This is a genomic window from Spiroplasma endosymbiont of Zeiraphera isertana, assembly GCF_964030805.1.
Classification (GTDB): Bacteria; Bacillota_I; Bacilli_A; order Mycoplasmatales; family VBWQ01; genus Spiroplasma_E.
The window spans coordinates 1,310,913-1,329,567 of record NZ_OZ034965.1 but is presented as its reverse complement, the minus strand read 5'-3'; the positions used below and the strand labels follow the sequence as shown (position 1 = coordinate 1,329,567).

Annotated in this window: 33 protein-coding genes and 2 pseudogenes; 16 read left to right on the top strand and 19 right to left on the bottom strand. The window is 22.5% G+C overall.

Annotated features, from left to right (window positions below; translation table 4 throughout):
- The first annotated feature begins 24 nt into the window (after positions 1 to 24).
- The 3 genes and pseudogenes from AAHM78_RS09390 (at position 25) to AAHM78_RS09380 (ending at position 2,198) form a co-directional block, all read left to right on the top strand.
- Positions 25 to 207 carry a hypothetical protein gene (locus AAHM78_RS09390; protein ID WP_342252965.1) on the top strand — a complete coding sequence of 61 codons (183 nt, stop codon included), beginning with the start codon at positions 25 to 27 and terminating at the stop codon, positions 205 to 207.
- Positions 208 to 257: 50 nt separating this feature from the next.
- Positions 258 to 1,164: pseudogene (locus tag AAHM78_RS09385) on the top strand (IS30 family transposase).
- Positions 1,165 to 1,238: 74 nt separating this feature from the next.
- On the top strand, positions 1,239 to 2,198 hold the full coding sequence (locus AAHM78_RS09380; RefSeq protein WP_342252963.1) for an IS1/IS1595 family N-terminal zinc-binding domain-containing protein: 960 nt from the start codon (positions 1,239 to 1,241) through the stop codon (positions 2,196 to 2,198).
- Between the two features lie 137 nt (positions 2,199 to 2,335).
- On the opposite strand, the gene AAHM78_RS09375 is transcribed toward AAHM78_RS09380, so the two are convergent.
- Both AAHM78_RS09375 and AAHM78_RS09370 read right to left on the bottom strand, forming a co-directional pair.
- Positions 2,336 to 2,485, bottom strand: coding sequence for a hypothetical protein (locus AAHM78_RS09375; RefSeq protein WP_342252962.1), 150 nt, complete (start codon positions 2,483 to 2,485; stop codon positions 2,336 to 2,338).
- A gap of 127 nt (positions 2,486 to 2,612) precedes the next feature.
- Positions 2,613 to 3,116, bottom strand: a complete 504-nt coding sequence (locus tag AAHM78_RS09370) for a hypothetical protein (RefSeq protein WP_342252961.1) — start codon at positions 3,114 to 3,116, stop codon at positions 2,613 to 2,615.
- Positions 3,117 to 3,257: 141 nt separating this feature from the next.
- Between AAHM78_RS09370 and AAHM78_RS09365 the strand changes: the two genes are divergently transcribed.
- Positions 3,258 to 3,428 carry a hypothetical protein gene (locus tag AAHM78_RS09365; RefSeq protein ID WP_342252960.1) on the top strand — a complete coding sequence of 57 codons (171 nt, stop codon included), beginning with the start codon at positions 3,258 to 3,260 and terminating at the stop codon, positions 3,426 to 3,428.
- A 272-nt stretch (positions 3,429 to 3,700) separates the two neighbouring features.
- Complete coding sequence (locus AAHM78_RS09360) at positions 3,701 to 4,075, top strand: transposase family protein (RefSeq protein ID WP_342255073.1); 375 nt, start codon at positions 3,701 to 3,703, stop codon at positions 4,073 to 4,075.
- Between the two features lie 43 nt (positions 4,076 to 4,118).
- Here AAHM78_RS09360 and AAHM78_RS09355 read toward each other — a convergent pair whose 3' ends face one another.
- Together AAHM78_RS09355 and AAHM78_RS09350 are read right to left on the bottom strand one after the other, a co-directional pair.
- Positions 4,119 to 4,244 carry a hypothetical protein gene (locus AAHM78_RS09355; RefSeq protein ID WP_342252959.1) on the bottom strand — a complete coding sequence of 42 codons (126 nt, stop codon included), beginning with the start codon at positions 4,242 to 4,244 and terminating at the stop codon, positions 4,119 to 4,121.
- Between the two features lie 206 nt (positions 4,245 to 4,450).
- Positions 4,451 to 4,603: a hypothetical protein gene (locus AAHM78_RS09350; RefSeq protein ID WP_342252958.1), complete on the bottom strand. Its 153-nt coding sequence runs from the start codon at positions 4,601 to 4,603 to the stop codon at positions 4,451 to 4,453.
- Positions 4,604 to 4,793: 190 nt separating this feature from the next.
- Here AAHM78_RS09350 and AAHM78_RS09345 point away from each other — a divergent pair, with 190 nt between their 5' ends.
- Together AAHM78_RS09345 and AAHM78_RS09340 are read left to right on the top strand one after the other, a co-directional pair.
- On the top strand, positions 4,794 to 5,186 hold the full coding sequence (locus AAHM78_RS09345; protein WP_342252957.1) for a transposase family protein: 393 nt from the start codon (positions 4,794 to 4,796) through the stop codon (positions 5,184 to 5,186).
- Between the two features lie 50 nt (positions 5,187 to 5,236).
- The gene (locus tag AAHM78_RS09340; RefSeq protein ID WP_342255129.1) at positions 5,237 to 5,611 is read left to right on the top strand and encodes a transposase family protein; all 375 of its coding nucleotides are present in this window, start codon (positions 5,237 to 5,239) and stop codon (positions 5,609 to 5,611) included.
- Here the strand turns inward: AAHM78_RS09340 and AAHM78_RS09335 are convergent.
- A complete protein-coding gene (locus AAHM78_RS09335) occupies positions 5,608 to 5,760 on the bottom strand; it encodes a hypothetical protein (RefSeq protein ID WP_342252956.1) in 153 nt (50 codons plus the stop codon). The two genes, AAHM78_RS09340 and AAHM78_RS09335, sit on opposite strands and share 4 nt — an antisense overlap.
- 65 nt (positions 5,761 to 5,825) lie before the next feature.
- Here AAHM78_RS09335 and AAHM78_RS09330 point away from each other — a divergent pair, with 65 nt between their 5' ends.
- The gene (locus AAHM78_RS09330; protein WP_342252847.1) at positions 5,826 to 6,785 is read left to right on the top strand and encodes an IS1595 family transposase; all 960 of its coding nucleotides are present in this window, start codon (positions 5,826 to 5,828) and stop codon (positions 6,783 to 6,785) included.
- Between the two features lie 17 nt (positions 6,786 to 6,802).
- On the opposite strand, the gene AAHM78_RS09325 is transcribed toward AAHM78_RS09330, so the two are convergent.
- The 7 genes from AAHM78_RS09325 to AAHM78_RS09295 form a co-directional block, all read right to left on the bottom strand.
- Entirely contained in the window at positions 6,803 to 7,150 is a 348-nt protein-coding gene (locus AAHM78_RS09325; protein ID WP_342252955.1) for a hypothetical protein, read from the bottom strand.
- Positions 7,137 to 7,502, bottom strand: a complete 366-nt coding sequence (locus tag AAHM78_RS09320; RefSeq protein ID WP_342254958.1) for a transposase family protein — start codon at positions 7,500 to 7,502, stop codon at positions 7,137 to 7,139. The genes AAHM78_RS09325 and AAHM78_RS09320 overlap by 14 nt, the downstream gene beginning before the upstream one ends.
- A gap of 59 nt (positions 7,503 to 7,561) precedes the next feature.
- Entirely contained in the window at positions 7,562 to 7,954 is a 393-nt protein-coding gene (locus tag AAHM78_RS09315) for a transposase family protein (protein ID WP_342252954.1), read from the bottom strand.
- Between the two features lie 326 nt (positions 7,955 to 8,280).
- Complete coding sequence (locus AAHM78_RS09310; protein WP_342252825.1) at positions 8,281 to 8,490, bottom strand: transposase family protein; 210 nt, start codon at positions 8,488 to 8,490, stop codon at positions 8,281 to 8,283.
- Positions 8,491 to 8,682: 192 nt separating this feature from the next.
- Positions 8,683 to 9,075: a transposase family protein gene (locus tag AAHM78_RS09305; protein ID WP_342252953.1), complete on the bottom strand. Its 393-nt coding sequence runs from the start codon at positions 9,073 to 9,075 to the stop codon at positions 8,683 to 8,685.
- A gap of 142 nt (positions 9,076 to 9,217) precedes the next feature.
- A complete protein-coding gene (locus AAHM78_RS09300; protein WP_342252952.1) occupies positions 9,218 to 9,421 on the bottom strand; it encodes a hypothetical protein in 204 nt (67 codons plus the stop codon).
- 171 nt (positions 9,422 to 9,592) lie between these two features.
- Positions 9,593 to 10,960, bottom strand: a complete 1,368-nt coding sequence (locus AAHM78_RS09295; RefSeq protein ID WP_342252951.1) for a hypothetical protein — start codon at positions 10,958 to 10,960, stop codon at positions 9,593 to 9,595.
- A gap of 232 nt (positions 10,961 to 11,192) precedes the next feature.
- Here AAHM78_RS09295 and AAHM78_RS09290 point away from each other — a divergent pair, with 232 nt between their 5' ends.
- Complete coding sequence (locus AAHM78_RS09290) at positions 11,193 to 11,387, top strand: hypothetical protein (protein ID WP_342252950.1); 195 nt, start codon at positions 11,193 to 11,195, stop codon at positions 11,385 to 11,387.
- An 18-nt stretch (positions 11,388 to 11,405) separates the two neighbouring features.
- Here AAHM78_RS09290 and AAHM78_RS09285 read toward each other — a convergent pair whose 3' ends face one another.
- On the bottom strand, positions 11,406 to 12,365 hold the full coding sequence (locus AAHM78_RS09285; RefSeq protein ID WP_342252847.1) for an IS1595 family transposase: 960 nt from the start codon (positions 12,363 to 12,365) through the stop codon (positions 11,406 to 11,408).
- A 65-nt stretch (positions 12,366 to 12,430) separates the two neighbouring features.
- Between AAHM78_RS09285 and AAHM78_RS09275 the strand changes: the two are divergent.
- Both AAHM78_RS09275 and AAHM78_RS09265 read left to right on the top strand, forming a co-directional pair.
- Positions 12,431 to 13,548: pseudogene (locus AAHM78_RS09275) on the top strand (IS256 family transposase); the annotation flags it as partial.
- A gap of 378 nt (positions 13,549 to 13,926) precedes the next feature.
- Positions 13,927 to 14,148: a transposase gene (locus tag AAHM78_RS09265; RefSeq protein WP_342252946.1), complete on the top strand. Its 222-nt coding sequence runs from the start codon at positions 13,927 to 13,929 to the stop codon at positions 14,146 to 14,148.
- Here AAHM78_RS09265 and AAHM78_RS09260 read toward each other — a convergent pair.
- From AAHM78_RS09260 to AAHM78_RS09245, 4 genes are all read right to left on the bottom strand, one after another.
- Positions 14,140 to 14,505, bottom strand: a complete 366-nt coding sequence (locus tag AAHM78_RS09260; protein ID WP_342255122.1) for a transposase family protein — start codon at positions 14,503 to 14,505, stop codon at positions 14,140 to 14,142. The two genes, AAHM78_RS09265 and AAHM78_RS09260, sit on opposite strands and share 9 nt — an antisense overlap.
- Before the next feature lie 59 nt (positions 14,506 to 14,564).
- A complete protein-coding gene (locus AAHM78_RS09255) occupies positions 14,565 to 14,798 on the bottom strand; it encodes a transposase family protein (RefSeq protein WP_342252945.1) in 234 nt (77 codons plus the stop codon).
- A 17-nt stretch (positions 14,799 to 14,815) separates the two neighbouring features.
- Complete coding sequence (locus AAHM78_RS09250; protein WP_342252902.1) at positions 14,816 to 14,956, bottom strand: hypothetical protein; 141 nt, start codon at positions 14,954 to 14,956, stop codon at positions 14,816 to 14,818.
- A gap of 165 nt (positions 14,957 to 15,121) precedes the next feature.
- The gene (locus AAHM78_RS09245) at positions 15,122 to 16,066 is read right to left on the bottom strand and encodes an IS30 family transposase (protein WP_342252944.1); all 945 of its coding nucleotides are present in this window, start codon (positions 16,064 to 16,066) and stop codon (positions 15,122 to 15,124) included.
- Positions 16,067 to 16,234: 168 nt separating this feature from the next.
- On the opposite strand from AAHM78_RS09245, the gene AAHM78_RS09240 reads away from it, so the two are divergent.
- From AAHM78_RS09240 to AAHM78_RS09220, 5 genes are all read left to right on the top strand, one after another.
- Positions 16,235 to 16,486: a transposase family protein gene (locus AAHM78_RS09240; RefSeq protein WP_342252943.1), complete on the top strand. Its 252-nt coding sequence runs from the start codon at positions 16,235 to 16,237 to the stop codon at positions 16,484 to 16,486.
- Positions 16,440 to 16,574, top strand: a complete 135-nt coding sequence (locus tag AAHM78_RS09235) for a hypothetical protein (RefSeq protein WP_342252942.1) — start codon at positions 16,440 to 16,442, stop codon at positions 16,572 to 16,574. The genes AAHM78_RS09240 and AAHM78_RS09235 overlap by 47 nt, the downstream gene beginning before the upstream one ends.
- 118 nt (positions 16,575 to 16,692) lie before the next feature.
- Positions 16,693 to 16,920, top strand: a complete 228-nt coding sequence (locus tag AAHM78_RS09230; RefSeq protein WP_342252941.1) for a hypothetical protein — start codon at positions 16,693 to 16,695, stop codon at positions 16,918 to 16,920.
- On the top strand, positions 16,871 to 17,410 hold the full coding sequence (locus AAHM78_RS09225; RefSeq protein ID WP_342252940.1) for an IS1595 family transposase: 540 nt from the start codon (positions 16,871 to 16,873) through the stop codon (positions 17,408 to 17,410). Before AAHM78_RS09230 ends, AAHM78_RS09225 begins: the two co-directional genes overlap by 50 nt.
- A 150-nt stretch (positions 17,411 to 17,560) precedes the next feature.
- The gene (locus AAHM78_RS09220) at positions 17,561 to 17,806 is read left to right on the top strand and encodes a hypothetical protein (RefSeq protein ID WP_342255128.1); all 246 of its coding nucleotides are present in this window, start codon (positions 17,561 to 17,563) and stop codon (positions 17,804 to 17,806) included.
- Here AAHM78_RS09220 and AAHM78_RS09215 read toward each other — a convergent pair.
- Complete coding sequence (locus tag AAHM78_RS09215) at positions 17,798 to 18,163, bottom strand: transposase family protein (protein WP_342255127.1); 366 nt, start codon at positions 18,161 to 18,163, stop codon at positions 17,798 to 17,800. The two genes, AAHM78_RS09220 and AAHM78_RS09215, sit on opposite strands and share 9 nt — an antisense overlap.
- A gap of 59 nt (positions 18,164 to 18,222) precedes the next feature.
- Complete coding sequence (locus tag AAHM78_RS09210; RefSeq protein ID WP_342252835.1) at positions 18,223 to 18,615, bottom strand: transposase family protein; 393 nt, start codon at positions 18,613 to 18,615, stop codon at positions 18,223 to 18,225.
- Positions 18,616 to 18,655: the final 40 nt, after the last annotated feature.

Sequence of the window (18,655 nt, the reverse complement as noted above, 5' to 3'; positions counted from 1 at the left end):
TTATTTATATTTAAGGAGAAAACTATGAAAATTGAAATAGTTAATAATATTGAAATGTTAGAACAAGCATTTTTGATTAGAAAAAAAGTTTTTGTTAATGAACAAAAGGTTTCTTTTGAAGAAGAAATTGATCAATTTGAAGATGTATCGACTAACTTTTTAGTTTTTGATGCTTTAATTGTAAAATTAAAAAGGACACTTATATAAAAATTAAATTGTGTTAGTTCTATAATTAATAAAAGAAAGGAATTAGCGCAATGTATAAGTATCTGAGTATTGAATCAATAATAGCAATAAAAGAATATAAAAATTATGGATTTTCGATTCGTAAAATAGCAAAAATTGTTGATTATAGTAAATCAACTGTACATAGAGTTTGTAGATTATTAAATAAAAACTTATTGCCATTAGAAATATTGAATCAATTTCAAAAAAATAAACAAAACGCAGGCAGAAAATTAATAATTTTAACTTTAACAGAAATTAATATTATTAATCATTTGTTAATGACTAAAAAGTATGCTCTTGATATAATTGCTAACTTTTTAAAGGAAAATAAAATAAAAAGTATTTCAACAAAAACTTTATATAACATGTTTAAAACAAATCGAATGGGTTTTGATGAAAATAACTTATTGAGAAAAGGCAAAAATAAATCTCACAAACAAAAAGAAACTAGGGGCAAAATTAATAATTGTAAGTCTATTCATGAAAGAAATTTAATCATTCCTAATATTAAAAATATACAAGAATTTGGTCATTTAGAAGGTGATACTATCATCGGCAAAGATCATAAAAGTTCTATTATTACTTTGGCTGATATATGATCAAAAACCACAATTCTTTTAGTAACTAAAAATCATAAATCAGAAAATATTACGAAAAGTATAATAAAATTTATTTCAAAGTTACAAAAAGGAACAGTTAAAACCATTACTTTTGATCGTGGTAAAGAATTTAGTAAATGAAGATTAATCGAAAAAATTTGTAATGTCAAAATTTATTTTGCAGATCCCGGTAAACCTTGCCAAAGGGGTTTAAATGAAAATAATAATGGTATTTTAAGAAGATATTTACCAAAATCTACAGATCTATCCTCATATAAAAAAATATTTAAATTTTATAGCGTTTCAAATTAATTCTACACCCAGAAAATCGTTTTAATTTTCACAAAAAATCTTGATATTACTTTTAATTTAAAATTAAAAGTAATATTTTTATATCAGGGGTGATTTTTTGTGACTAATAATGAATTAATTGATGTTTTAAAAAACAAAAAAGATGAAGAATTTATAAAAATTATTAGACATTTTAAAAATAGAATTAAACAAATTGAGAAAAAAGAAAAATTAGATGCAATTGATAAAAAATTTAAAGAAAAAGGAATTCAATGTCCAAATTGTAAATCTTATTGATGTGTAAAAAATGGTTTTAAGAATAATAAGCAAAAATATTTATGCAAAGATTGTAAAAGTAGCTTTGATGCTTTAAGAAATCATTTTTTACATTGAAGTCATTTATCTCATGAACAATGAGATTGAATAATTTGATTGTCATTGTTAGGTCAATCTGCTTATACTATTTCTCAATTTGCTAAAATTTCAAAAACATCAGCATGATTTAATCGTCAAAAATTTATGAAATCATCACAATTAGCAAAAACACAAAAACCATTCACAAAATTAAAAGGTAGAATTGAAATTGATGAAACTTTTATCAAAGAAATTCATAAAGGAAATTTCAAAAATCCAGATGATCCAATAAAACAATGAATTGAAGAAAATGCTAAAGATTTAAACTGTTGTATTGAAATGGCAATTGATGAAAATAAAAATATTTATGCTCAAACAACAAATACTAAAAGATTAACAAAAAAATGAGTACAAGAAAATTTAACATCTAAGCTTATCGAAGAAAAATCAATTATAGTTTGTGATATGCAAATACTATATGATACAGTAGCTAAACAAACAAAATGTACTCTCAAGAAATTTAAATCAAAAGAAAATAAAGAATTAAATTATAAAAATTTAAGTAATATCAGTAAAATACAATCAAGTTTAAAAGAATTTATTACTCATTATCATGGCATTGGATTTACCAATATTCAAAATTACCTCAATTTATGAAAATTTAAATACCAACATTATAAAATATCACCTTATGCAAAATCTGAAGCATTATATTTCAGTTTGTAAAAAAAATAAATCCCAAAATTAAATAAAATAAAATTTTAGGCCAGGTTGATGATTTTTTTTATTTAATCAAGAGTTTTTTTGAAAATTAAAAAAAAATCGCTCTCTTATAAAAGACCAATAGATTTAATACAATTATTTTAAAAAACTGTCCCATTTATATTTACAACTCAGGTATTAAAAAATTGTTCTGTACTATTTTCTATATCTAAAGTTTTTAAAGTAACTAATACATGACTATTACAATCTTTAACAATACATTTAAGTAATACTTTTTCTTGTTTTTGCATTAATTATCTTCCTTTTTACAATTACATAAATTAATTGATATATTTAATTGTTTTAATTTTTTTAAATTTTTAGATGATTCAATAATTGCATTTTTTGTAAAAATATCCATTTCAAATTCTATTTTCATTATTTATTTTCCTTATTTAAATAATATCAACCAATTAATAAACTATCTGCTTCATCATGATTTGATACTGTTATATTTCAACCTTGATTAATTATTAATTCATTTGCTAATTGTATTGAAGTATTTTTTATTCAAATAAATTCTTGTTTTTTAGGTAAATTATAATTATTTTTAAAATTATTTATATATCATTTCTTTCATGAAGAAGGACTTATTAACATATTTTTTGTTAATAATTTATTAAATTGTCCAGCAATAAAACCTCTTAAATGTTCTTGTGTTTCATAACCAATACCATTTTTTGAATGAAAAGTACCACGTTCCATTAATAAATCATATTTATTCATATCTATTAAATAACTTATTTGTATTTGTATTTTTTCTCAATCATAATTATAATTTTTAAAATTATAACTATTTATTCATATTGTTTTTTTATTTTCTCATAAAGTAAATCCAGTATTTTTAATACTTGGGTCAATTGAAAGTAAATAATTATTCATAAATTATAACCTAATTTCTTTTAATATTTCTAGTGCACATTCATCAAACACAATTGGGTGATTTTCTAAACTAGACTTGGTGCAAAACCTTTAATTTTAACAATTTAACGATTATTATTAATATTAAAGGTGATAGTTATTATGTTGAAAAAATATAAAGATGATCAAGAATTTTATAGTTTAGTCGGCATAAAGCCACAAACATTTTATAAAATGCTTGAAATTTTAAAAATTGCTGAGTCTAAACAAAAATATTATGGTGGTAGAAAAAATAAAATTGTAATTGAAGGGCGTTTATTAATGACTTTATAATATTGAAAAGACTATAGTAGTTATAGAGTTATTGCAAAAAGATATAATATTAGTCATACTAGTTGCATTCGTAATATTTTTTGAATTGAAAATATTTTAATAAAAAGCGGAATTTTTAATTTACCTGGAAAAAAAGATTTAACAAAAAATAAAGGTACTAATAATAATTTGTTAGCTATTGATGCTACTGAAACTCCAATTGAAAGAATTAAAAAAAACTAAAATTACTTTTTTCAGGTAAAAAGAAACATCATTCTCTCAAATCCCAAATAATTATTGATATTTCCAATGGAAAAATTATTTCAACTGCTTTTTGTTTTGGAAGCATTCATGATTTTAAATTGCTTCTAAAATCTAAAACTTTTATTCATCCAGAAAAACAAGTTTTTGTTGATTCGGGTTATCAAGGTATACAAAATATTCATAAAAATAAATTTTTGCCATTTAAAAAAAGTAAATACAATCAATTAACACCAATTCAAAAAGAATACAATAAAACTTTAAGTAAAATTAGAATTAAAATTGAACACGTATTTGCTAAACTAAAACGTTTTAAAATTTTAAGTTTAAAATATCGCAATAAAATACGAAGATTTGCATTAAGATTTAATTTAATAGCAGGAATATATAATTTTGAATTACCTTAGTTTTGCACCAAGTCTACTATTATTGCAATGTTCAATACTACATTTATTCATAATCAAAATCTTCATTATTAATTCTTTCTTTTATTAAATATAAAAATTCTAAATCTCTGCTAATACTGTCTTTACGCACATCAGCAATTGTTGATTCAACATCTATAATTTTTTTCATTATCTAATACCTTTTCGATGTTCTCTTGCATGTTCAATATTTTCTTCATCACCAATCATTATTTCTCCACAAAAAACACATTTATACTTTGTTCAATATCCCATTATTTATTCTCCTTATTTTTATTTAAATTCATAACTAATATTTCTAAACAATTCATACATCAATAATTTGTTAATCAAATTCTTTTATCACAATATTTACATTTATTCATAATTTCTATACTCATTTTTATTATTATTTTTTAAATTTTTAAATCTTTCACGAATTTCTTTAAATTTATCAAATAATACTTTTAAATAATTTTCACCCATTAATATTAAAAAATCTTTATTATTACTTGGATTTAATTTTTCCATATCTTCTCTTATACATTCATCAAATAAAACTGTATTTGTAATCATATATTTTTCAAAATAATCTAATTGTTTTTCAGTTGGTTATCATTTTTCATTTTGTATTTTTACATTATTATTAATAAGACTTGGTGCAAAACCTTTAATTTTAACAATTTAACGATTATTATTAATATTAAAGGTGATAGTTATTATGTTGAAAAAATATAAAGATGATCAAGAATTTTATAGTTTAGTCGGCATAAATCCACAAACATTTTATAAAATGTTTGAAATTTTAAAAATTGCTGAGTATAAACAAAAATATTATGGTGGTAGAAAAAATAAAATTGTAATTGAAGAGCGTTTATTAATGACTTTAGAATATTGAAAAGACTATAGTAGTTATAGAGTTATTGCAAAAAGATATAATATTAGTCATACTAGTTGCATTCGTAATATTTTTTGAATTGAAAATATTTTAATAAAAAGCGGAATTTTTAATTTACCTGGAAAAAAAGATTTAACAAAAAATAAAGGTACTAATAATAATTTGTTAGCTATTGATGCTACTGAAACTCCAATTGAAAGAATTAAAAAAAACTAAAATTACTTTTTTCAGGTAAAAAGAAACATCATTCTCTCAAATCCCAAATAATTATTGATATTTCCAATGGAAAAATTATTTCAACTGCTTTTTGTTTTGGAAGCATTCATGATTTTAAATTGCTTCTAAAATCTAAAACTTTTATCCATCCAGAAAAACAAGTTTTTGTTGATTCAGGTTATCAAGTTATACAAAATATTCATAAAAATACATTTTTGCCATTTAAAAAAAGTAAATACAATCAATTAACACCAATTCAAAAAGAATACAATAAAACTTTAAGCAAAATTAGAATTAAAATTGAACACGTATTTGCTAAACTAAAACGTTTTAAAATTTTAAGTTTAAAATATCACAATAAAATACGAAGATTTGCATTAAGATTTAATTTAATAGCAGGAATATATAATTTTGAATTACCTTAGTTTTGCACCAAGTCTATATAATTATTTTGTTGCTTATTATTTTGAATTAAATTAACATTATAATTATCTGGGTCAAGTTCATCTTCACTTAATAAAATTAAATTCATTAAAAAATATCTATAAGCATAAGTTTCTTTTAATTTTCACAAAAAATCTTGATATTACTTTTAATTTTAAATTAAAAGTAATATTTTTATATCAGGGGTGATTTTTTGTGACTAATAATGAATTAATTGATGTTTTAAAAAACAAAAAAGATGAAGAATTTATAAAAATTATTAGACATTTTAAAAATAGAATTAAACAAATTGAGAAAAAAGAAAAATTAGATGCAATTGATAAAAAATTTAAAGAAAAAGGAATTCAATGTCCGAATTGTAAATCTTATTGATGTGTAAAAAATGGTTTTAAGAATAATAAGCAAAAATATTTATGCAAAGATTGTAAAAGTAGCTTTGATGCTTTAAGAAATCATTTTTTACATTGAAGTCATTTATCTCATGAACAATGAGATTGAATAATTTGATTGTCATTGTTAGGTCAATCTGCTTATACTATTTCTCAATTTGCTAAAATTTCAAAAACATCAGCATGATTTAATCGTCAAAAATTTATGAAATCATCACAATTAGCAAAAACACAAAAACCATTCACAAAATTAAAAGGTAGAATTGAAATTGATGAAACTTTTATCAAAGAAATTCATAAAGGAAATTTCAAAAATCCAGATGATCCAAGAAAAAAATGAATTGAAGAAAATGCTAAAGATTTAAACTGTTGTATTGAAATGGCAATTGATGAAAATAAAAATATTTATGCTCAAACAACAAATACTAAAAGATTAACAAAAAAATGAGTACAAGAAAATTTAACATCTAAGCTTATCGAAGAAAAATCAATTATAGTTTGTGATATGCAAATACTATATGATACAGTAGCTAAACAAACAAAATGTACTCTCAAGAAATTTAAATCAAAAGAAAATAAAGAATTAAATTATAAAAATTTAAGTAATATCAGTAAAATACAATCAAGTTTAAAAGAATTTATTACTCATTATCATGGCATTGGATTTACCAATATTCAAAATTACCTCAATTTATGAAAATTTAAATACCAACATTATAAAATATCACCTTATGCAAAATCTGAAGCATTATATTTCAGTTTGTAAAAAAATAAATCCCAAAATTAAATAAAATCAAATTTTAGGCCAGGTTGATGATTTTTTTTATTTCATCAAGAGTTTTTTTGAAAATTAAAATAAGTTTCTGCACTACCTTTTGCTTTTGCTATATCTGTATTTTTAGCACAAGCAAGTATATCAAAATATTTACTTTCTTTATCATTATCTAAATCAATAATTGTATATCTTTTAAAATAAGTGATTTCTACTTCTTTTGTATCTAAATAATTTATTTTTCTATCAATTGTTAATATATCTTCATGTGTAATCACAATATTTAATTCTTTACATAATAATTTAAATTTATTAAAAATATCACTTAATAGACTCGGTGCAAAACTAAGGTAATTCAAAATTATATATTCCTGCTATTAAATTAAATCTTAATGCAAATCTTCGTATTTTATTGCGATATTTTAAACTTAAAATTTTAAAACGTTTTAGTTTAGCAAATACGTGTTCAATTTTAATTCTAATTTTACTTAAAGTTTTATTGTATTCTTTTTGAATTGGTGTTAATTGATTGTATTTACTTTTTTTAAATGGCAAAAATGTATTTTTATGAATATTTTGTATACCTTGATAACCTGAATCAACAAAAACTTGTTTTTCTGGATGAATAAAAGTTTTAGATTTTAGAAGCAATTTAAAATCATGAATGCTTCCAAAACAAAAAGCAGTTGAAATAATTTTTCCATTGGAAATATCAATAATTATTTGGGATTTGAGAGAATGATGTTTCTTTTTACCTGAAAAAAGTAATTTTAGTTTTTTTTAATTCTTTCAATTGGAGTTTCAGTAGCATCAATAGCTAACAAATTATTATTAGTACCTTTATTTTTTGTTAAATCTTTTTTTTCAGGTAAATTAAAAATTCCGCTTTTTATTAAAATATTTTCAATTCAAAAAATATTACGAATGCAACTAGTATGACAAATATTATATCTTTTTGCAATAACTCTACAACTACTATAGTCTTTTCAATATTCTAAAGTCATTAATAAACGCTCTTCAATTACAATTTTATTTTTTCTACCACCATAATATTTTTGTTTAGACTCAGCAATTTTTAAAATTTCAAGCATTTTATAAAATGTTTGTGGCTTTATGCCGACTAAACTATAAAATTCTTGATCATCTTTATATTTTTTCAACATAATAACTATCACCTTTAATATTAATAATAATCGTTAAATTGTTAAAATTAAAGGTTTTGCACCAAGTCTATTTAATAATCCCATACAATTAGATAAAAGTATTACTTTATTTACTAAAATTCAAGAAATGGAAATTAAAGAAAATCTTGGATATGAAATTAATTTAAACCAAAAAATAAAATTAGAAACAAAAATTCAAAAACTAGAGAAAGAAATTGAACAACTTAAAAATAAGATTTAGTTATTCAAAAATTCTAAATTAAAAACCCGTAATCATGGATAAATTTATTTGTTAAATATTTTTATATAATAGACTTGGTGCAAAACTAAGGTAATTCAAAATTATATATTCCTGCTATTAAATTAAATCTTAATGCAAATCTTCGTATTTTATTGCGATATTTTAAACTTAAAATTTTAAAACGTTTTAGTTTAGCAAATACGTGTTCAATTTTAATTCTAATTTTACTTAAAGTTTTATTGTATTCTTTTTGAATTGGTGTTAATTGATTGTATTTACTTTTTTTAAATGGCAAAAATGTATTTTTATGAATATTTTGTATACCTTGATAACTCTGGATGAATAAAATTTTTAGATTTTAGAAGCAATTTAAAATCATGAATGCTTCCAAAACAAAAAGCAGTTGAAATAATTTTTCCATTGGAAATATCAATAATTATTTGGGATTTGAGAGAATGATGTTTCTTTTTACCTGAAAAAAGTAATTTTAGTTTTTTTTAATTCTTTCAATTGGAGTTTCAGTAGCATCAATAGCTAACAAATTATTATTAGTACCTTTATTTTTTGTTAAATCTTTTTTTCCAGGTAAATTAAAAATTCCGCTTTTTATTAAAATATTTTCAATTCAAAAAATATTACGAATGCAACCAGTATGACTAATATTATATCTTTTTGCAATAACTCTACAACTACTATAGTCTTTTCAATATTCTCAAGTCATTAATAAACGCTCTTCAATTACAATTTTATTTTTTCTACCACCATAATATTTTTGTTTAGACTCAGCAATTTTTAAAATTTCAAGCATTTTATAAAATGTTTGTGGCTTTATGCCGACTAAACTATAAAATTCTTGATCATCTTTATATTTTTTCAACATAATAACTATCACCTTTAATATTAATAATAATCGTTAAATTGTTAAAATTAAAGGTTTTGCACCAAGTCTAATGAAATAATATTTTTAAAATAAATTTTAAAAATATAAAGAGGTTGTAATTACAACCTCTTTATATATTTTTTTACATTTTTTGTGATTTACTACTAAAACTTTGACTTTTACTTGTTGAAGCTTCACTGTTTACTTTTGTTTTATCTTGTTCAAATCCAAGAGCATTAGCAACTCTTTCTCGTCTTTCACGTTCGTTTTTTTCTCCTAATGCTTTGTTTATTCTTTCAGCGTCTTTTGCACGTTTATCTTTATTTGCTTGACTTCATTTTTCCATATTGTAAAATTCCTCTCTTCAATATTTTTGAATATTTTTTTCTATCCTTAAAATATCCAAGAAGAATTATATATTTTTCAAACAAAAAATGTGTAATAAATAATGAATAATCACTATTTTAAAAAATAGTGATTAAGACTTTAATATTTAATTAAATTTATTACTTATTGCTTATGTTAATAAGCATTTTACTTTATTTCAGTTATGATTTGAACTTGTTGAAGGCAGTTGCTCTTGCTGATTTATTGTATTTCGTATAGATGAATCAAAATTATGATTATTTTTTGATTTAATAATTGAATTTTCTAAAATACTATTTGAGTTATGATTTATTGTTTCATTACTTATTATTTCGTCTAGTTTTTTATCTTTTCTATTATCTAATTCTTGTTTTAAAATATCATATTGAGTTTTTAATTTTGTTTCTAACTTATTACTAGTTAAATTTTCTATATTTTTTTCAACATTTTTTTTAATTTCTAGTTCTTCTTTAGTTTTACCAAGATTTCTTTTGTTTACAAATGGTATTTTACGAATTAATGAATAAAATTTTTGTTTAATTCATACTTCAACTTTTTTTGTTTTTTCTGTTGCAATAGTTCATATTACTTTATTAACAATTCAAGCAATACCAATACCTACTATTGATACTAAAGTTTTTTCTCATAATATTGTTGATATAATAGGGACTAATGCTGGTACAGCAACAGGTATTGCTAAAAGTGTAATACTTAATAATGAAAGAGAAATAAATATTATTAATTCTGATTTTGATATTTTTCAGTTTGATATTTTTTCTTGTTCACTTAAAAATTTTTTAATTGATACAGGTTCAATTTTAATATTTTTTTCTGGATTTGAATTTGGTTCAATTAAGAGAAGATCATCTTTATATTTATTGATATTTTCATATTTTTTCAATTGTTTCATGACTTCAATATTACCGTTTGTAAGTTCTTGAAAATCAATCACTTCTTCGGTAATAGAATTATTAATATGTACAAGAGTAGTTACAAAAATTATTTCATCTTTAATTGGTAAAATTTCTTCGTAAATTTTTTCAATTCCCGTTTTTTTTCTTTTTTTTTCATCATAAATTGTTACAGAATTATATGTATATTTTGTTAAATTAATATCACTTTCTTTTGTTTTTTTTAATTCTTCAATTTGTTTTTTAAGTTTCTGAATGTCTTTTGCTTGTTCTTGAATTGTTGTTTGTAATTTTGATATTTCTTTTGTATTTAAAATTGAAGTCGGTAATAAATTTTTCAATTTTGATAATATATCGTTATTTGTTTTTGGTTCTTTTTCGTTATCTGTTAAATTAGTAGCAACTATTTCGAAATTTTCATCAATATTTTCGGATAGGTCATCATTAAGTTGTTTATCATTAGCAGTAATTTTTTCAGTTATTTTAAATGTTGATCCACCATGTCTACTTTTTTCTATAACTTCAATGTTTGTTTGTTTTTTAATATCTTCTATGGATTTATTTTCTGATAGAAAATTATATGTTTGAGATTTTGTTTTGTCTGTCATTTTAATGTCTCCTTTTAAAAATTAAAACCCATTTACTTTTAAAAATAAAGTAATGGGTTAAAACTTATATATTGGATAACAGTTATATGTTATCAAATTTTGTGTATTTTACAATTAGTTAAGTTTTAACCAAAATTGGGTAATGTTTATTAATCTGTGTAACTTACAAAAATAACTGTGTTTAATTAATTCTAGTAAATATAATTAAGTGACTAGAAAGAGTTAGTTACAGATGGCTAAAAAAGATAATCTTAATAATAATGATCCAATATCAAAAGCAGTAGATTTATTACTAGAAAATATTGAAGATTTAACAACAATGTTTAAAGAAGTAGGTCTATATAAAGAATTAACTTTTAATTTTCAAAAAAACTCTTGATGAAATAAAAAAAATCATCAACCTGGCCTAAAATTTGATTTTATTTAATTTTGGGATTTATTTTTTTTACAAACTGAAATATAATGCTTCAGATTTTGCATAAGGTGATATTTTATAATGTTGGTATTTAAATTTTCATAAATTGAGGTAATTTTGAATATTGGTAAATCCAATGCCATGATAATGAGTAATAAATTCTTTTAAACTTGATTGTATTTTACTGATATTACTTAAATTTTTATAATTTAATTCTTTATTTTCTTTTGATTTAAATTTCTTGAGAGTACATTTTGTTTGTTTAGCTACTGTATCATATAGTATTTGCATATCACAAACTATAATTGATTTTTCTTCGATAAGCTTAGATGTTAAATTTTCTTGTACTCATTTTTTTGTTAATCTTTTAGTATTTGTTGTTTGAGCATAAATATTTTTATTTTCATCAATTGCCATTTCAATACAACAGTTTAAATCTTTAGCATTTTCTTCAATTCATTTTTTTCTTGGATCATCTGGATTTTTGAAATTTCCTTTATGAATTTCTTTGATAAAAGTTTCATCAATTTCAATTCTACCTTTTAATTTTGTGAATGGTTTTTGTGTTTTTGCTAATTGTGATGATTTCATAAATTTTTGACGATTAAATCATGCTGATGTTTTTGAAATTTTAGCAAATTGAGAAATAGTATAAGCAGATTGACCTAACAATGACAATCAAATTATTCAATCTCATTGTTCATGAGATAAATGACTTCAATGTAAAAAATGATTTCTTAAAGCATCAAAGCTACTTTTACAATCTTTGCATAAATATTTTTGCTTATTATTCTTAAAACCATTTTTTACACATCAATAAGATTTACAATTTGGACATTGAATTCCTTTTTCTTTAAATTTTTTATCAATTGCATCTAATTTTTCTTTTTTCTCAATTTGTTTAATTCTATTTTTAAAATGTCTAATAATTTTTATAAATTCTTCATCTTTTTTGTTTTTTAAAACATCAATTAATTCATTATTAGTCACAAAAAATCACCCCTGATATAAAAATATTACTTTTAATTTTAAATTAAAAGTAATATCAAGATTTTTTGTGAAAATTAAAAGAATTAACTAAAAGATTAGTAGAAAAAATGTTGAATTCTGAAATGCAAAATTATTTAGGATATGAAAAAAATCAACATAGTAATAGTGATAATGTTCGTAATGGTATAAGTTCAAAAAAATTAATAACTCAACAAGGTAAAATTGAGATCGATGTACCACGAGATCGCAATAGTAATTTTAATCCTGTAATAGTTGCAAAAAGACAGAGAAGATTTGATGGTTTTGATCAACAAGTTCTTTCTTTGATATGCCAAAGGAATGACATTATCAGATATTAGAACGCAATTGCAAGAGTTATATCATGGTGCTGATATTAGTGAAATTACTGATGATGTGATAGATGATGTTAAAGCATGGCAAAATCGACCATTAGAAAGTATTTATCCGATTGTTTATTTTGATTGTATAGTAGTTAAAGTACGACAAGATAAACGGATTATTAACAAATCGATTTATATAGCACTAGGAGTTGATTTAGAAGGTAAAAAAGATGTTTTGGGTTTATGAATTAGTGAAAATGAAGGTGCTAAATTTTGATTAGCAAATTTAACAAAAATGAAAAATCGAGGCTTAAATGATATTCTTATTGCTTGTAGCGATAATTTAACAGGCATGTCAGAAGCAATACAATCAGTTTATCCTAAAACCGAACATCAATTATGCATAGTTCATCAAATTAGAAATAGTTTAAAATATGTTTCATACAAACATCGAAAAGCACTAGTTGCAGATTTAAAACCAATTTATAGTGCATGTAGTGAAGAAAAAGCAACGCAAGCTTTAGAATTGTTTGAAAATAAATGAAATAAAAAATATCCTCAAATTACTAAATCCTGATATAAAAATTGAGATAATTTAATGGTTTTTATTAGTTATCCTGCAGAAATCAAAAGAGTGATTTATACCACAAATGCTATTGAATCTGTTAATAGTCAATTACGAAAAGTTATAAGAAATAAAAAAGTTTTTCCTATACGATATGGCGGTTTTTAAAATATTTTACTTAGCAATCGAAAATATAACAAAAAAATGAACAATGCCCATTCAAAATTGAAATACAGCAATTGCCCATTTTATGATAAAATTTGAACATAAAATTAATGTAAACCAGTACTGTAAAATGACAGACAAAACTAGACTACAAACATATAATTTTCTATTAGAAAATAAATCCATTGAAGATATTTTAAATCAACCAAACGCTACTTTTAAAAATAAAAATGGAAATGATAAACAAAGACATGGTGGATTAACAATAAAATTTTCTAATGATATTGATGTTAAAGATAAACCTTCAAAAGTTGTAGTTAATGACAAATTAAAAAATAATATTATATCTGATATAAATGAAGTCTCTGTAACTGAAATATTAACTAAGGAAATAGGAACACAAATCGAAACTATTGGATGGGTTACACTTTATTGGACACTAATTACGTAGACAAGTGAACAAATTAGTTAAAAGAAAGGAACTATAATTATGGCCAATATTAACTCATATTCAGATGAATTTAAAAAACAAATAGTAGCTTTATATCAAAGTGGTAAGTCAGTGTCTTGTCTTGCTAAAGAATATAACGTTACAAGGGCAGCTACTTATAATTGAATTAAACAATTTACTAATTCAGGTAGTTTTAAAACCAAAGATAATCGTTCTGTTGAAGAAAATGAATTAATTAGACTTGGTGAAAAACTAAGGTAATTCAAAATTATATATTCCTGCTATTAAATTAAATCTTAATGCAAATCTTCGTATTTTATTGCGATATTTTAAACTTAAAATTTTAAAACGTTTTAGTTTAGCAAATACGTGTTCAATTTTAATTATAATTTTACTTAAAGTTTTATTGTATTCTTTTTGAATTGGTGTTAATTGATTGTATTTACTTTTTTTAAATGGCAAAAATGTATTTTTATGAATATTTTGTATACCTTGATAACCTGAATCAACAAAAACTTGTTTTTCTGGATGAATAAAAGTTTTAGATTTTAGAAGCAATTTAAAATCATGAATGCTTCCAAAACAAAAAGCAGTTGAAATAATTTTTCCATTGGAAATATCAATAATTATTTGGGATTTGAGAGAATGATGTTTCTTTTTACCTGAAAAAAGTAATTTTAGTTTTTTTTAATTCTTTCAATTGGAGTTTCAGTATCATCAATAGCTAACAAATTATTATTAGTACCTTTATTTTTTGTTAAATCTTTTTTTCCAGGTAAATTAAAAATTCCGCTTTTTATTAAAATATTTTCAATTCAAAAAATATTACGAATGCAACTAGTATGACTAATATTATATCTTTTTGCAATAACTCTACAACTACTATAGTCTTTTCAATATTCTAAAGTCATTAATAAACGCTCTTCAATTACAATTTTATTTTTTCTACCACCATAATATTTTGTTTAGACTCAGCAATTTTTAAAATTTCAAGCATTTTATAAAATGTTTGTGGCTTTATGCCGACTAAACTATAAAATTCTTGATCATTTTTATATTTTTTCAACATAATAACTATCACCTTTAATATTAATAATAATCGTTAAATTGTTAAAATTAAAGGTTTTGCACCAAGTCTAATTAAACCAGCAACAGCAGAAGATAATAAAACTCCAATTAAACCTAAAATAATTTTTTTTATTTCCTGAGTTGTAAATATAAATGGGACAGTTTTTTAAAATAATTGTATTAAATCTATTGGTCTTTTATAAGAGAGCGATTTTCTGGGTGTAGAATTAATTTGAAATGCTATAAAATTTAAATCTTTTTGTTTATATGAAGATAGATCTGTAGATTTTGGTAAATATCTTCTTAAAATACCATTATTATTTTCATTTAAACCCCTTTGGCAAGGTTTACCAGGATCTGCAAAATAAATTTTGACATTACAAATTTTTTCGATTAATCTTCATTTACTAAATTCTTTACCACGATCAAAAGTAATGGTTTTAACTGTTCCTTTTTGTAACTTTGAAATAAATTTTATTATACTTTTCGTAATATTTTCTGATTTATGATTTTTAGTTACTAAAGGAATTGTGGTTTTTGATCATATATCAGCCAAAGTAATAATAGAACTTTTATGATCTTTGCCAATGATAGTATCACCTGCTAAATGACCAAATTCTTGTATATTTTTAATATTAGGAATGATTAAATTTCTTTCATGAATAGACTTACAATTATTAATTTTGCCCCTAGTTTCTTTTTGTTTGTGAGATTTATTTTTGCCTTTTCTCAATAAGTTATTTTCATCAAAACCCATTCGATTTGTTTTAAACGTGTTATATAAAGTTTTTGTTGAAATACTTTTTATTTTATTTTCCTTTAAAAAGTTAGCAATTATATCAAGAGCATACTTTTTAGTAATTAACAAATGATTAATACTATTAATTTCTGTTAAAGTTAAAATTATTAATTTTCTGCCTGCATTTTGTTTATTTTTTTGAAATTGATTCAATATTTCTAATGGCAATAAGTTTTTATTTAATAATCTACAAACTCTATGTACAGTTGATTTACTATAATCAACAATTTTTGCTATTTTACGAATCGAAAATCCATAATTTTTATATTCTTTTATTGCTATTATTGATTCAATACTCAGATACTTATACATTGCGCTAATTCCGTTCTTTTCTTAATTAGACTTGGTGCAAAACCTTTAATTTTAAAAATTTAACGATTATTATTAATATTAAAGGTGATAGTTATTATGTTGAAAAAATATAAAGATGATCAATAATTTTATAGTTTAGTCGGCATAAAGCCACAAACATTTTATAAAATGCTTGAAATTTTAAAAATTGCTGAGTCTAAACAAAAATATTATGGTGGTAGAAAAAATAAAATTGTAATTGAAGAGCGTTTATTAATGACTTTAGAATATTGAAAAGACTATAGTAGTTATAGAGTTATTGCAAAAAGATATAATATTAGTCATACTAGTTGCATTCGTAATATTTTTTGAATTGAAAATATTTTAATAAAAAGTGGAATTTTTAATTTACCTGGAAAAAAAAGATTTAACAAAAAATAAAGGTACTAATAATAATTTGTTAGCTATTGATGCTACTGAAACTCCAATTGAAAGAATTAAAAAAGGAAATTATCCCCACATGTACTAGTGTGGAGGAAAAAATGAATTGAAATGAATTCAATAGCATATTTCAAACTGAAAACGATTGTTTGAAATATATAGCGAAGTTGAAAATAATGAAATGCATCAGATGTGCTTCTTCTAGTTTGAATACTTCTGATTTGAGAAGAATACGATGTTTGAACTGTAACCAAACATTTAGTATTCTTTATGGAACCATTTTTTATAAGTCACAGACCCAAATGACATCTTGGTTTTATCTCATCTTTAGATGAATAAACACAAAGCATGGCATACCAGCAACCGATGTTGCAAGGGAATTGGGTGTGACCTATAAAAACAGCTTGAAGAATGTGTCATGAAATCAGGACTAGAATTGGAAATCAAGATGCAGGTTTCATTGTTGATGGCACAGCACAGATGGATGAAATGTATATTTCACATTTAGGTTTTAAAAAACAAGGAAGATCCTTGTTGAATAAAACTTTGATTGTTGGAGTTTATGAGAAAACCAGCAACAAACTAATTGTGAAGGTGCTGAAAAATGCAGATGAAAAAAACCTTTTAAGATTTGCATTGAAACACATTTTTACTGAGTGCTGTCTATTTACGGATTCTTGGAAGGGATATGTAAGTTTCAAAAACTTCTATCCCAAACATGAAATCGTAAATCATGAAGTTGGGTATGTGTCACCAACGGGTGTAAACACAAACCAGATTGAATCATCATGAAAGCACATCTGACGAACTTTCCAAACACACATAAGAGTTTCAAAGCACAATATTCATTTATATGCAAAAGAATCAGCATATAAATTCAATAACATACCTAGTTTTGAAACTGTAATTTTGTGTTTGATTTAAATACATGCAGGGATAATTTCCTAGGTAGGCTTTTATCTCCATTTATGTGATAAAATTTAAAAATAGTACATAAAGGGATAAAAGCCTTAAAAAAAACTAAAATTACTTTTTTCAGGTAAAAAGAAACATCATTCTCTCAAATCCCAAATAATTATTGATATTTCCAATGGAAAAATTATTTCAACTGCTTTTTGTTTTGGAAGCATTCATGATTTTAAATTGCTTCTAAAATCTAAAACTTTTATTCATCCAGAAAAACAAGTTTTTGTTGATTCAGTTTATCAAGGTATACAAAATATTCATAAAAATACATTTTTGCCATTTAAAAAAAGTAAATACAATCAATTAACACCAATTCAAAAAGAATACAATAGACTTGGTGCAAAACTAAGGTAATTCAAAATTATATATTCCTGCTATTAAATTAAATCTTAATGCAAATCTTCGTATTTTATTGCGATATTTTAAACTTAAAATTTTAAAACGTTTTAGTTTAGCAAATACGTGTTCAATTTTAATTCTAATTTTACTTAAAGTTTTATTGTATTCTTTTTGAATTGGTGTTAATTGATTGTATTTACTTTTTTTAAATGGCAAAAATGTATTTTTATGAATATTTTGTATACCTTGATAAACTGAATCAACAAAAACTTGTTTTTCTGGATGAATAAAAGTTTTAGATTTTAGAAGCAATTTAAAATCATGAATGCTTCCAAAACAAAAAGCAGTTGAAATCATTTTTCCATTGGAAATATCAATAATTATTTGGGATTTGAGAGAATGATGTTTCTTTTTACCTGAAAAAAGTAATTTTAGTTTTTTTTAATTCTTTCAATTGGAGTTTCAGTAGCATCAATAGCTAACAAATTATTATTAGTACCTTTATTTTTTGTTAAATCTTTTTTTCCAGGTAAATTAAAAATTCCGCTTTTTATTAAAATATTTTCAATTCAAAAAATATTACGAATGCAACTAGTATGACTAATATTATATCTTTTTGCAATAACTCTATAACTACTATAGTCTTTTCAATATTCTAAAGTCATTAACAAACGCTCTTCAATTACAATTTTATTTTTTCTACCACCATAATATTTTTGTTTAGACTCAGCAATTTTTAAAATTTCAAGCATTTTATAAAATGTTTGTGGCTTTATGCCGACTAAACTATAAAATTCTTGATCATCTTTATATTTTTTCAACATAATAACTATCACCTTTAATATTAATAATAATCGTTAAATT